Here is a 14084-nt window from a genome sequence, read left to right as displayed (position 1 = left end):
GGTCAGTGGCGGGTGCTGCTGCTCGGATCGGTGAGGGCGGCGCACGTGGTGGCCGGGCTCTTGTCCTTGGCGAGGAAGATGGTCTGCGCCATCATCCGGTAGCCCGACATTCCCTCGCGCAGCGTCTCGATGGATTCCTCGGGGTGCACCGAGTCGATCACCGCGTTCGGCCCTACCGCGTTGAACTGGTGGGACACCCCGCGCGGGATCTGCATGTCCACCCAGGAGTTCGGCGGGACGATCACGTTGTGCCGGTCCCGGTGCACTCCGGTGGGCGTACCGGGCAACGCGTCGGTGAAGGCCCGCAGCGGACCGGTCCAGTTCGCTGCCGTGGGGCGCACGGTGATGGGGGACAGGCTGGAGACCCGGATCGTGGTCTCCGGGCCCGTCATCATCCGCACGAACCGCAGCCCGGTGTGCAGGTGCATGCGTGAGCAGATGTCCCGTTCGGCGGTGTCGTAGAAGTCCATCAGGTAACGGTCGGCGAAGAAGCCCTCGAAGGGGGGCTCCAGCATGAAGACGTCGCCCTCCTCGAACTCCTGCGCCTGTTTGAGCACGCCGGCGGGGGTGGGGTGAGTCTGCTCCGTGCGGTGTGCCGCCCGGACCAGACCGGCGAGGGCGTCGACCACGCTCAGGGCGACGTCCGGTGGCAGCTGCACCACCGGAGTCAGCCGGTTCCGGCCGGGGTCCTGATGTCGCCGGACGTCGAGGATCTCGTCCTCGTGGTCGGGGGACTGCTTCATCCGCCCGGTCGTTTCGGTGCCGTGTGTCATCCAGTCGCTCCAGCGTGCTCGTTCGGTCCGGAATCCGGCTGCCGTGCCCACAGCACGCCGCCCAGATCGTGTCGCCCGGCGCGCAGCACCGAGCAGCCCGTGGTCAGGAATCCGCGGTCGCGCAGCCGGGCCAGCCGTGTCCAGCGATCCCTCTCGCAGCCCCCGAGAGGACCGTCCAGAAAGGACAGCAGCGGGCCCAGCGGCCATACCGGGCCGTCGGCCGCGGGCCCGTGCGGGAGCACCTGCAGTGCGCCGTCGCCGAAGAGGGCTTCGGTGCCGAACGGCACCGGCGGTCCCTCGAAACCGTGGCGGGCCGCCACTTCCGCGGCGAGCTCCGCGTGCACTGCCAGAGGCCACTCGGTGCGCAGTGTCGTACGCCAGTGGGCCTTGGCCCGGGACAGTTCCGCGTCGTCCTCGTGGTGCCAGTGTTCGCGCAGGAAGTCGAAGGCGCCGAAGACGGTCTCCTCGTCCGGGTGGGGGCGGCGGTTCCCCGCCTGCGTGGCCAGCGCGCGCAGGCCGGGGTGGTCGGCGCCTGAGTGCAGCAGGTCGTGTGCGGTGGCCGCGGCGTAGCGCAGCAACCGTTCGTAGCGCGCGGGAGCCAGTCGGCGCGCGGCGAGTCCCCGACTCATCGCCTTGCGCTGGGGCTTTCCGGTGGACGTCGCCAGGAGGCCGCCGAACTGGAGGGCCGCCGGGCGCAGTTGTGCCCGTTCGTACAGGTCGCGTACGGCGGAGACCGGCTGCTCCGTGGCGATCAGCCCGATGTCCTGGCCGAGTGAGGGTTCGTCCACCGCGACCGCCGCGAACCGGCCGGACAGGCCGGCTCGGCGCCAGCCGTGCTCGATGTCGAGCGGGTAGTGCTTCTCCCCGCCCCGGTTGATGCGCTCGCCGGCGCGGCCGCGCAGGACGAGCAGGCCGTCGCGCAGTTCGCCCAGATCGCCGGTGCGCAGCCAGCCGTTGTCGGTGACGGTGGCGGCGGTCGTACGGCTGTCCTGCCAATAGCCGGTCATCAGGTCCGGCGTTCTGATCCACACCTCACCGGACTCCAGCCGGAGTTCGGTGTCCGGCAGCGGCGCCCCGACCGGGGGCACATGCTCCAGGTACTGGTCGCGGAACTCGGCGTCGTCGAGCCGGGGCATGGTGAAACTGAAGTTGACCGCCTCGGTCAGGCCGTAGCCCTGCCGCAGGCGCGGACCGTACCGGCGGTGGAAACGGCGGGCGAGGTCGCTGGTCAGCGGGGCGGCCGCGGTGATCAGGTACTCCAGCCCGTCCGGCCAGTCGGGACCCACCTCCAGCAGGTCCGCCAGCAGGGCGGGCACGATGGAGGCGGTCCTGGCCCCGGCGGCGCCCAGCGCGGCGAAGTAGCCGGCCGGGTCGAAGTCGGCCTGCTGGGTCAGCGGCGTACCGGTGAGGTGTGTGCCGAGCAGCGACATCACCAGCGCATTGCAGTGGTACAGCGGAAGGCAGGTCCCGTGCGGGCGCTCCGGTGACAGCCCGTGCAGTGCCGCGGTCTTGGCCGCGTTGCCCAGGACCGCCCGGCGGCTGAGCATGACCCCCTTCTGCGGGCCGGTGGAGCCCGAGGTGAACATGATGAAGGCGAGGTCGTCCGGGACGGTATGGGCGTCGGGCAGGGCGGTGCGGTGCAGGCCGTGGACGTCCACCAGGGCGGCCGCGGAGACGCGCTCGGCGATCCCCGCGACCGCCCGGTCGGTGGCCCGTGGGTGCAGCGGGACCGCGACGAGACGCCGGTCGAAGCAGGCGAGCAGCACGTCCGCCAGTGCGCTGCCGTTGGGCAGCCGGATCACCACCCGTGCACCTGCGGGCAGTTCGGCGAGGGCGCCGGCCCCGGTGCGGATCAACGCTGCCTCCTCAGCAGGTCGCGGAGCTGGACTCCGACCTCGGCCACGTGCTGCGGCTGCAGCACGCGATGGTGGGGCGCGGTCGCGTGACCGACGGTCAGGTAGCCACCGACGTGGGGCCGCCACAGGTCGTGGTGCGGGACGGGGCGCGGTGTGTGCGCCGTCGCTTCGATGTAGGTGGTGTCGCCCGGGTAGCGCGGCGGCCGGTAGGTCCGCGCGAGCCTGTAGTTGTGGCGCGACACCGCGATGACGCGGCCGATGTCGTCCTCGGTGAACCGGGCGAATACGCTGCCTTCCTTGTGCAGCAGCGCCGAGACGGTGTCGAAGTCGAGGTCCGCCGAAGCGAAGCGCTCGCCGTCGAGTCCCGCGGCCGTCAGCAGCACTCGGAAGACGCGCTGGTCGTCGATGGGATCTTCCGGCCCGGGTCCGGTACCGGCGACCGTGTCCACCAGGAACAGCGATCCGGCCGGCTCGCCGAGCTCGTGCAGCCGGACCGCCATCGCATGCGCCACGAGCCCGCCGAAGGACCAGCCGACCAGGTGGTAGGGGCCGCTGGGGCGGACCGAACGCAGCAGGCCCAGGTAGCGCTCGGCCATCGCTTCGACGGTGCCGGGCAGGTCCGCCACTCCGCCGGGCCCCTCGGCCTGGATGCCGTACACCGGGTGGTCGCGGTCGATGTGCCGCAGCAGCCCCGAGTACACCCAGCTGATCCCGCTGAGCGGATGGACGCAGAACACCGGTGCCGCCGGGCCGCCGGTCCGGAACGGCACGAGGTGCGTGGGTGCGCTCTGCGACGGTGCCCGGTCCAGCAGCCGGCTCAGCGCTGCGGGGGAGGCCGCCTCGAAGACGTTCCGGATCGTCGGCTCCAGCCCGAGCACGGTCCGCACCCGGTCGGTCAGCCGGGCCGCCAGGAGCGAGTGCCCGCCCAGTTCGAAGAAGTGGTCGCCGGGGCCGACCCGGGGCAGATCCAGCACCTCGGCGAAGATCTCGCACATCAGGTGCTCGCGGAGGTTCTCCGGCGGCGGCGAGTCGCCCGCGGACGCCCAGTCCGGTTCGGGCAGTTGGTCGCGCAGCAGCTTTCCGTTGGCGCTGAGGGGGAGCCGGTCCAGTGCGAGCAGGCGGGTGGGCACCATGTAGTCCGGCAGATGCCGGGCCAGGTGTGCGCCCACCGAGCGCAGATCGGCGTCGGCGGGGACGACGTAGCCGACCAGTCGGCGGTCGTCGGCCTTCCGGTCGTGGACGGCCACCGCGGCCGCGTCGACGTCCTCGTGGCGGGCCAGCACGGCCTCGATCTCCCCGAGCTCGACGCGATGGCCGCGGATCTTCACCTGGTCGTCGGTCCGGCCGTGGAAGTGCAGGACTCCGTCGGCGGTCCATGACGCGAGATCGCCGGTGCGGTACATCCGGTCCCCCTCCGGGCCGAAGGGGTCCGGGACGAACCGGGTCGCGGTCAGTCCGGGCCGGTGCAGGTAGCCCGTGGCCACGCCCGCACCGGCCACGTACAGCTCGCCGGTCACGCCCGGGGGCACCGGCCGCAACCTGCCGTCGAGCACATAGCACCGGGTGTTCCACAGCGGGCGCCCGAGGGGGACCGTGGCGGATGCCACGCGGCCGACCGGGTGGGTGGTGGACCAGACCGTGGTCTCCGTCGGGCCGTAACAGGCCAGCAGGGACGCCGTGCAGCCGGACAGCGTTTCGGCCAGCTCCGGCGGTACCGCCTCGCCGCCGATGACCGCGCGGATGTGGCGCAGCCGGTCCGGCCGCCGGGTCAGGAGGGTCTGCCACAGCGACGGGGTCGCCTGCATCACGGTGACCTGGTGCCGGTCGAGCAGGGCGGACAGCTCGTCGGGGTCCCGCAGTGCGCCGTGGCCGGCGAGCACCATCGTGGCACCGGTGACCGGCGGGAGGTACAGCTCGGGCTGGGACATGTCGAAGCCCGCGGGCGCGGCGGCCAGTACGCGGTCCTCGGCGCCGACCGCCAGCCGCTCGCGCAGGGCGAGCACCAGGTTCGTCAGCGCGCTGTGGGGCACGACGACCCCCTTCGGACGCCCGGTGGAGCCCGAGGTGTACGTCACGTACGCCGTGTTCTCCGGTACGCGCGCCGGTTCCCCGGAGCCCGCGGTGACCGTGAGCCCGTCGTTGTGGCGCACCACCAGCAGGGGGCGGGCATCCGCCAGCAGCGCCGCGATCCGCTGTGGTGGCAGCGAGGGGTCGATGGGCAGATAGGCGGCACCGATCGACTGGACCGCGAGCAGCGCGGCGGGCAGGTCGGGGTCGCGCCGCAGCTCCAGCGCGATCAGACTGCCCGGGCCGGCCCCGCGCTCACTCAGCTCCGCCGCGATGCGCGCCGCCCGCTCGGACAGCTCCCGGTAGGTGAGCACGGTGTCCCCGTGCCGTACGGCCGGTGCGTCGGGAACGCGGCGGACCTGTGCCGCGAACAGTGCGGCCACGGTGGTCTCGGGCACGTCGTGGGCGGTGGAGTTCCAGCGCCCGATCATCCGCTCCCGCTCGCCGGCGACGAGGATCGGGAGGTCGGCGATCCGGCGGTGCGGCTCCGCCACCAATGCCCCCAGCAGATCGTCCAGCCGCGCGAGCAGCAGACGCGCGGAGGCCGAGGTGAACAGCTCGGTGTCGTACTCCAGTTGGCCTTCGATACCGGCTTCCGCACCGTCGTCGCCGTGGTGCTGGCGCAGGCTCCACAGCAGGTCCATGCGGGAGGCGCCGCCGTGTGCGGCGACCGGCTCGACCCGCAGTCCCGGCAGGTCGAACGCGACGGGCGGTGTGTCCTGGAAGGCCAGCATCACCTGGAAGACGGGGTGGCAGGAGAGCGTGCGCGGCGGGTTGACCGCCTCGACCACCTGCTCGAACGGCACTTCCTGGTGGGCGAAGGCATCGAGGTCGGTGGTCCGGACCCGCTCCAGCAGTTCGGTGAACGTCGGCGTTCCGCTGAGGTCGGTGCGCAGCACCACCGTGTTGACGAAGCAGCCGACGGTGTCGTTCAGCCCCTCGTCATGGCGCCCGGCCACCGGGGTTCCGATGGGGATGTCAGCGCCGGCACCGAGCCGTGACAGCAGCACCGCGAGCGCGGCGTGCATCACCATGAACAGGCTGGTGCCGGTGGACCGTGCGAGCTGGTTCAGCTGTGCGTGCAGGCCGGCGTCCAGGGTGAAGTCGACGGTCTCCCCGCGGTGTGCGGACACCGGCGGTCTGGCGTGGTCGAGCGGCAGCGGCAGCACCTCCGGGGCGCCGCGCAGTGCCTCCCTCCAGTACGAGAGCTCGGGGCGGAGGTCGAGACCGCGCTGCCAGACGGTGTAGTCCGCGTACTGCACGGGCCGGCTCGTCCACCGCGGGGCCTCGCCCGCGATGCGTGCGCGGTAGGCGGTGGACAGGTCGCGGGCCAGCGGTGCCAGTGACCAGCCGTCGGCGGCGATGTGATGCAGCAGGATCAGCAACACGTGCCGCTCGGGTGCGGTCTCGAAGAGCAGGACACGGACCGGGAGTTCGACGGAGAGGTCGAAGACGTGCGTGGCCGCTTCGGCGAGCAGGCCGGGCAGCTCGGCCTCCGACGTCGCCACCACCGCGAACGACAACTCCTCGGACGCGCCGATGTGTTGGCAGGGCTCGCCGTCGATCTCGCTGACGGTGGTGCGCAGGCTTTCGTGCCGGACGAGAACGTCGCCGAGCGCCGCATACAGGTGTTCCGTCGCCAGCGGACCGCTCAGCCGTGTCGCGAAGGACATGTTGTAGACCGCGTTGGGGCCGGCCAGCCTGCTGAAGAACCACAGTCTCCGCTGCGCGGGGGAGAGCGGGATCCGCTCCGGCCGTGCGGCCGTGGCGAGTCCGGTGCGCGGGGTACCGGCCGGCTCCGGCAGGCACCGCGCCAGGTCGGCGACGACGGGGGCGTCGAACAGGGTGCGGATGCTCAGCTCGCACCCGGTCTCCGCCCGCACCCGGTTGATCAGGCGGGTGGCCAGCAGCGAATGCCCGCCCAGATCGAAGAAGCTGTCCTCCGCGCCGACCTCGGGGACCCCCAGCGTCTCGGCGAACAGCGCGCACAGGAGCCGCTCCCGCTCGGTCGCCGGCGGGCGGCTCACCGGCAGTGCGGACTCCGGTCGCGGCAGGGCTCCGCGGTCCAGCTTGCCGTTGCCGGTCAGGGGGATCTCGTCGACCGGGAGGATGAACGCGGGCACCATGTGGGCGGGCAGCACCGTCCGGGCGTACGCGCGCAGTTCGGCGGGCGCCGGATCCCCCTGCGTCACGGCGTAGCAGAGCAGTCGGCCGCCGTCGGCATCCGCGTCCGCGAGCACCACGGCGCGGTCCACGGCGGGGTGCCGTTCGAGGACGCGCTCGACCTCCCCGGGCTCGATCCGGTAGCCGCGGATCTTCACCTGGTGATCCGTCCGGCCCAGATACTCCAGTGTGCCGTCGGCCCGGCGCCGCCCGAGGTCCCCGGAGCGGTACATGCGGGCACCGGGCGCGCCGAAGGGGTCGGCGACGAACCGGCTCGCGGTGAGCCCGGGGCGTCCCAGGTACCCGCGCGTCACACCGGGACCGGCCACGTAGATCTCGCCGGGGCAGCCCGGCGGGACCGGACGCAGCGCGTGGTCCAGCAGGTGCAGTCGCAGATCGGGCAGCGCGGTGCCGATGACTCCGGCCGTCTCGTCGGGATCGGTCAGCTCGGCGTACGTCGAGTGCACGGTGGTCTCGGTGATCCCGTACATGTTGACGAGCTTCGGCCGGCCGGGGCCGTGCCAGGAACGGATGCGGGAGAGTTCCAGCGCCTCACCGGCGAACACGACGACCCGCAGCGCGGGCAGCCCGCCCGGCTCCGTCTCCGATGCGGCCCGCATGAGCTGGTAGAACGCCGACGGAGTCTGGCTCAGCGCGGTGACCTGCTCCCGGGCGAGCAGCTCCAGGAATTCCCGTGGTGACTTGGCGACGTCGTCCGGCACCACCACCAAGCGGCCTCCACGGCCCAGCGCCGTCCACAGCTCCCACACCGAGACGTCGAAGGCGTAGGAGTGGAACAGCGTGTGCGCATCGTGGTCGCCGAAACCGAACCGGCTGTCGGTCACCGCGAGCAGCCGCCCGACATTGTGGTGCGAGACCACAACACCCTTGGGCGCTCCGGTGGAGCCCGAGGTGTAGATCACGTAGGCGACGCTGTCGGGGTCCACGGCGAGACCGAGATCGTCCGCCGGATAGTCGGCGGCCGGATCGGTGCCGTCGAGCACGATCTGCGGATCCGGCACCGCGAGCGGCTCGCCGGTCACGACGAGCACGGGAGCGGCGTCGGCCAGCACCTGCCGCACCCGCTCCACCGGGTGGGCCGGGTCCAGAGGCAGGTAGCCGGCTCCCGACTTCAGCACGGCCAGTACCGCGACCACGAGGTCCGTGGAACGTCCGAGCACCAGGGCCACCAGGCGTTCCGGTCCGGCCCCGCGCGCGACGAGGAGCCGCGCGAGACGGTTCGCCCGCGCGTTGAGCTCCCCGTACGACAGGGTGGTGTCCCCGCAGGTGAGGGCCGGGGCCGCCGGCCGCCGCCGTACCTGCTCCTCGAACAGCGCGGGCAGGGCGATCGGGGCGGGCTCCGCTGCGGTCTCCGCCGGCCTCTCCTGCTCGTCCGGCAGCAGCAGATCGAGCTGCCCCAACCGTGCCTCCGGACGCGCGGTGATCCGGCCGAGCAGCGTGCCGAGGCGGTCGAGGAGGCGGCGGGCTTCTTCCTCGTCGAACAGGTCGCTGCTGTGGTCGAGACGGAGTCGCAGGCGGCCGTCGCCCGGCATGGCGATCAGCGTCAGCGGGTAGTGCGTGCCGTCCCGTCCCTGGACGTCCCGGAGTTCCAGGCCGGGCACGAGATCGCGCAGCTCCTCCTCGTCGATCGGATAGTTCTCGAAGACCACGACCGTGTCGAAGAGTTCGGCATGCCCGGCGATCGACTGCAGCTGCGTCAGATCGGCGTGCTGGTGGTCCCACATGGACAGTTGCTGGGCGCGCAGGTCCGCGAGGGACTCGGCGACCGACCGGCGAGGATCGAGGCGGACCCGCACGGGAATGGTGTTGATCAGCAGTCCGACGATGTGCTCCGCACCGGGCAGCTCCGCCGGCCGGCCGGAGACCGTCGCGCCGAACACCACGTCGTCGCGGCCGGTCAGAGCACCGAGCAGGACCGCCCACGCCAGCTGTACGACGACGTTGGCGGTCAGCCCGTGCTGCCGTGCCACGGCCTCGATCCGCGCGCTCGTGGTGTCGTCCAGCTCGACCGTCAGCCTGTGCCGGGCCGCGGCCGAACCGCGCCGTCCCGCCCCGCCGACCAGCGTCGGACCGTCCACGGAGGACAGCAGCGCGCGCCAGGCGGCCTCGTCCGCGCGGGAGTCCCTGGTGGACAGCCAGTCGAGGAAGTCGCGGTACGGCGTCGCGGGCGGGAGCGCGTGGCCGGCGTAGAGCGAGAACAACTCCTTGATCAGGATCGGCATGGACCAGCCGTCCAGCAGGAGGTGGTGTGTGGTCAGTACGAAGGTGTGCCGCGCGTCGGCATGGCGCAGCAGGGCCGCGCGGACCAGTGGGGGACTGGCGAGGTCGAACCGCCGCCTGCGGTCGGTGTCGAGGAAACGGTCGAGGTCCTCGTGCGCGGGTATCTCCTGCCATTCCACGGTGAAGTCCGGGACGACCACCTGGACGGGACGCCCCGACGGACTGTGCCGGATGCCCGCGGAGAGCTGGGGATGGCGCAGCAGCAGACGGTGGAGCGCGTCGCGCAGCGCGGCGGGGTCCAGCGCTCCGCCGAGTTCGAAGACGAACTGGACGAGGTACGGGTCGGCGCCGTCGTGGTCGTAGAGCGAGTGGAACAGCAGTCCCTGCGCCAGCGGCGGCAGGGGCAGCTCACCGGTGGCCCGGGCGCGGGCCCGCCGGGCCAGGGCCTCAAGTACGTCGAACCACCGGCGCGCGAGTCCGGAGACCCGTTCTTCGGTGAGCAGTTCACCCGGCCAGGACCAGTGCGCCACGAGCCGGGGGCCGTCCGGATGATCGTTGATCACCGCGTCGAGTTCCACGGTGTGGCCCATCGCCAGCTTGCCGCCGGTGGCCGGACCGAGCACCGAGGAGTCGGCCGGCACCGCCCAGTCGCCGTCACCGCCGACATCGAACCGGCCCAGGTAGTTGAAGGCGAACTGCGGCGACGGCCGGGCCGCCAGCGCCGGACCGGTCTGCGGGTTGAGGTAGCGCAGCAGACCGTGGGTCAGACCGGCGCGCGGGGCGTCCCGTACGCAGGACCGCACCATGGCCACCGCACCGTCCAGCGCGGCCGGATCGGTGCGGGCGTCCGCCCAGGAGCAGCCCGGATCGAGCACCACGGGGAACAGGGTGGTGAACCAGCCGACCGTACGGGACAGGTCCAGGTTGGCGGCGAATTCCTCCCGCCCATGACCTTCGAGGTCCACCAGCAGCGCGTCCGGTCCCTCCCGCCAGTCGGCGGCGGCCAGCGCGAACGCGGTCAGCAGCAGTTCGTGCACCGAGCAGTCGAAGGCCGCGGTCGCGTCGGTCACCAGACGCGCGGTGAGCGCGCCGGACAGGGTGGCGGAGTGCCGGCGCCGGGTCTCCTCGGTGTCCACCTCGCCGTCCAGCGCACGGCCGGCGACGGGCGGATCCTCGGGTACCGCATGCCACCGGGAGAAATCCCCGAGCACGGACGGGTGGTGCGCGTACTGGACCAGCGCCTTCGCCCACTGGGGGAAGGAGGTGCCGGTCCGTTGCAGCTGCGGTGTGCGCCCGTGCCGGACGGCCTCCCACGCGGTACGGAGGTCTTCCTGGAGGATGCGCCAGGAGACACCGTCGACCCCGAGATGGTGCACGGTGAGGGTCAGTTCGCCCGACTCCGCCGGTCCGGGATCCCGCCAGCTCGCGCGGACCACCTGCCCGTGCCCGGGATCGAGCAGGGTGCCAGGACGGTTCCACTCGACGGTGCCGCGCGGCAGCACTTCCAGAGCCCACAGCCCGTCCACGGCTCTCAGCGAGAGCCGCAGCATGCCGTGGTGATCCACCAGCGCCTGCACCACCGCGCGCACCTGCGCTTCGGTCATGCCCGCCGGAGTACGCACGGTCAGGGACTGGACGAAGCCGTCGATCGGGCCGCCGCGTTCACGCAGCCAGTGCATGACGGGCGTCAGCGGGACCGTGGGATCGTCCGCGTCCTCCAGCGCGATCCGGTGCCCCGGTTCCGGCGCCGTTCCCATGCCGTCGGCGAGGGCGAAGACGGTGGGTGTGCGGAACACGTCCGGGGTGCTGACGGCCAGACCGGCCCGCTGCGCCGCACCGGCGAGCTGGATCGCCTTGATGCTGTCGCCGCCGAGCTGGAAGAAGTCCTTGTCGAGCGGAACGCTCTCCAGGCCGAGGATCTCGCCGAACAGCCCGGCCAGCCGGCGCTCGACGGCGGTGCGAGGAGCCCTGGCCACGTCCGTGCTCCCGTCCTCCGGAGCGGGCAGCGCGAGCCGGTCGAGCTTGCCGTTGCGGGTCAACGGCAGCCGGTCCACCGCCACCACGGCCGACGGCACCATGTACGGGGGCAGCCGGTCCGCCACGCCATCGAGCAGCCGCGTCGTGTCACCCGACGCGGCCACATAGGAGACCAGCCGCCGCACTCCCGGCCGGTCCTCGCGCAGGATCGTCGCGGCCTGCCGCACCCCGGGCTCGGCCAGCAGCGCGGCGTCGATCTCACCCGGTTCGATCCGGTAGCCGCGGAGCTTGATCTGCCCGTCGGCGCGTCCGGCGAACTCCAGCCGGCCGTCGCGGTTCCAGCGGGCCAGGTCGCCCGTGCGGTAGACGCGGGAGCCGGGTGGGCCGAAAGGATCGGGTACGAAGCGCTCGGCGGTCGCGGCCGCCCGGCCGACGTAGCCGCGCGCGACCCCCACACCCCCGAGGTACACCTCGCCCACCACACCGGGTGGCACCGGCCGCAGCGCGTCGTCGAGCAGCAGCACCCGCTTGCCGTCCAGCGGCGCACCGATGGGAACCGAGCCGGCGCCCTCCGGTATCTCCTCGACGGCGAACCTGGTCCCGAACACCGTGGTCTCGGTGGGCCCGTAACCGTTGACGACGGTGAGTTCCGGCAGCGCGGACCGCACGGCGCGCACCGCCGCCGGGGGCACCACATCACCGCCGGTCCAGACCTGGCGCAGCCCGGCCAGACAGGCGGGGTCCTCGGTGGCGAACGCGTGGAACAGCCCGGCGGTCAGCCACAGTCCGGTGATCCCGGTGGCCGCCGTGATCCGGGACAGTCCGGCCGGGTCCAGCCTCCCCGGCGGGGCGACGACCACCTCGCCACCGGTCAGCAACGGCACCCACAGTTCCAGGTTGAACGCGTCGAAGGCGTGCGGCGAGTGCAGCAGCACCCGGTCCGCACCGCCCTCGGCCCACCACCGGTCCGCGGCGAGCCCGGCCAGGTTGCCCTGGGTGATGGCGACCCCCTTGGGACGCCCCGTGGAGCCGGAGGTGAACATCACGCACGCCAGCGCATCCGGCATCGCCCGGGGCTCTGCCGTCCGGGGCTCCCCGGCCGCCGTTCCCCGCTCCCGTACGTCCAACTGCCGCACCCCACGGTCACGTGCCGGCGCGACGAGGGGATCGTCGGCGGTCTCCCGGTCGGTGAGCAGCACTCGCGCTCCCGCATCGGACAGCACCGCTTCCTGCCGGGAGACCGCGTCGTCCCGTTGCAGGGGAATATAGGCCGCGCCCGTCTTCACCACCGCGAGCGCCGCGACGACCAGGTCCACCGAGCGTTCGAGCAGCAGCGCGACGGTCCGCTCCGGGCCCGCGCCTGCCGCGGCGACCGCGGCGGCCAGCGCCGAACTCCGCGCGTCCAGCTCGCGGTATGTCAGCCGCTCCCCGGTCCCGGCCGAGCGGACCGCGACAGCGTCAGGCGTGCGCGACACCTGCTCGGCGAACCGGCCGACAGCCGTGCCGCCGGGCGCGGCCGACGTACGGTCACCTGTGCCCAGAGCGGCGACGTGCCGGCGCTCCCTCGCGGTGGACGCCGCCATCCGGGCCAGTGGAGTCTCCCGGTCGGCCTCCGCCACCTGCCACAGCATGTGCTGGAAACGGTCGGCGACGTCCCGCAGCAACTCCTCGCTGTGGTTGGCGGGATTGGCGTCGAAGTCGAGGCGCAGCACACCGTCGCCACGGTCGTAGGCGACGATCGACAGGTCCTCCGACGGCGGCGCCTGCAAGTTGTGAACCGTCGCGGTCGTCGGACCGAACCGCAACGGCCGGTCAAAACGCTGGATGTTGAGCACCGGACCGAAGAACTTCCGGCCGTCCTCGGGATAGCCCAGCTCACGCCGCAGATGCTCACCCCGGTAACGCTGGTGACGGCGCACCAGCCGCAGTTCGTCGGCGACTTGATCGAGCAGAGCGCCGAGGGGGGCCGCCGGATCGACGTGCAACCGCAGGGGGAGGACATTGGCCGACATCGCGGGCACGGTCCGCGTGAGTCCGGCCGGACGGCCGGCGACCGGCAGGCTCAGTACGACATCGCGGCTGCCGGTCACCGCGTGCAGATAGACCGCGGTCGCCGCGGTGAACAGCCGGGTCCAGCGGTGCCCGAGCCGCTCCGCACCGTCCCGGAAACCGGCGAACTCCTCCGCCGACAGCACCCTGGTCAGCCGCAGCGACCGGTCCGTCGCCGCGGCCGCATGGGTGCCGAGGCTCAGGAAGTCAGGCCGCCCGGCCAGTCGCTCCAGCCACCAGTCCCGGTCCGCGGTACGTGCGGCGGCCTCCCGGTAGGCGGCCTCGGCGTGCACCAAGGGACGGAGCCCGGCCCAGCCGCTCTCCGGAACGGCGCGCCCTTCGTACCGACAGCTGTAGATCTCGGCGACGCGTTCGGCGAACAGGGCCATGCCCGCCCCGTCCAGAGCGAGGTGGTGAACCCGGTGGAACACCAGCGAGCGGTCGTCCGCGACACGCAGCACGGCCCCCAGGAACAACGGCCCGGCGTCGCTGCCCCCGGCCTTGGCCATCTCGGCCCGCATCCACTCCCGTGCGGCGGCGTCCGGGTCGGACGCTCCCCGGAAGTCGACCACTTCGACGGTGTGTTCCGGGTCCCGGAGCAGCCGTTGTACCGGCGAAGAACCCGTCGTCTCGATGATGCGGACGTTGACCGCCTCGCACTCGGCAGCCGCTCTGGTGACCGCGGAGGCCAGGAGGCCGGCATCGACATCGCCGTCCAGGACGAGGTACTCAGCCCATTGATAGGCGCCGGGGCGGCTGTGCCCGGCACGCTCCGCCAGCCAGACCCCGAGTTGAGCCTCGGAAAGGTGTAGTTCAGGGCAGTTTTCGGGCATGAGTATGAGCATCCCCATCGGTCTTCCCGGCGTGACGCCGGCGACTGCCGTCGGATGTGGGCCGTTTGATCGAAAGTGGACCGGCCCATCGAAACACAGCAGGCAATGGGAGAGTAAAGTCGCAG

The 14084-nt window shown here is 72.5% G+C and carries 3 protein-coding genes; all 3 read right to left on the bottom strand.

Annotation, left to right across the window (positions count from 1 at the left end; genetic code table 11):
• Positions 1-2: 2 nt before the first annotated feature.
• The 3 genes from NUT86_RS02545 to NUT86_RS02535 are packed head-to-tail and all read right to left on the bottom strand — an operon-like array spanning position 3 to position 13959.
• The gene (locus NUT86_RS02545; protein ID WP_274733087.1) at positions 3-773 is read right to left on the bottom strand and encodes a hypothetical protein; all 771 of its coding nucleotides are present in this window, start codon (positions 771-773) and stop codon (positions 3-5) included.
• Positions 770-2629: a class I adenylate-forming enzyme family protein gene (locus tag NUT86_RS02540; protein ID WP_274733086.1), complete on the bottom strand. Its 1860-nt coding sequence runs from the start codon at positions 2627-2629 to the stop codon at positions 770-772. The genes NUT86_RS02545 and NUT86_RS02540 overlap by 4 nt, the downstream gene beginning before the upstream one ends.
• A complete protein-coding gene (locus NUT86_RS02535; RefSeq protein WP_274733084.1) occupies positions 2626-13959 on the bottom strand; it encodes an amino acid adenylation domain-containing protein in 11334 nt (3777 codons plus the stop codon). The genes NUT86_RS02540 and NUT86_RS02535 overlap by 4 nt, the downstream gene beginning before the upstream one ends.
• Positions 13960-14084 lie beyond the last annotated feature (125 nt).

The organism is Streptomyces sp. G7(2002) (genome assembly GCF_028870195.1).
Lineage (GTDB): Bacteria > Actinomycetota > Actinomycetes > Streptomycetales > Streptomycetaceae > Streptomyces > Streptomyces nigrescens.
Note: the sequence above shows the minus strand (reverse complement) of the source record. Positions and strands in the feature narration are given on the sequence as shown.

Coding starts and splice junctions, on each gene's coding strand:
- NUT86_RS02545 (WP_274733087.1), bottom strand. CDS start 773: ATGACACACGGCACCGAAACGACCGGGCGGATGAAGCAGTCCCCCGAC.
- NUT86_RS02535 (WP_274733084.1), bottom strand. CDS start 13,959: ATGCCCGAAAACTGCCCTGAACTACACCTTTCCGAGGCTCAACTCGGG.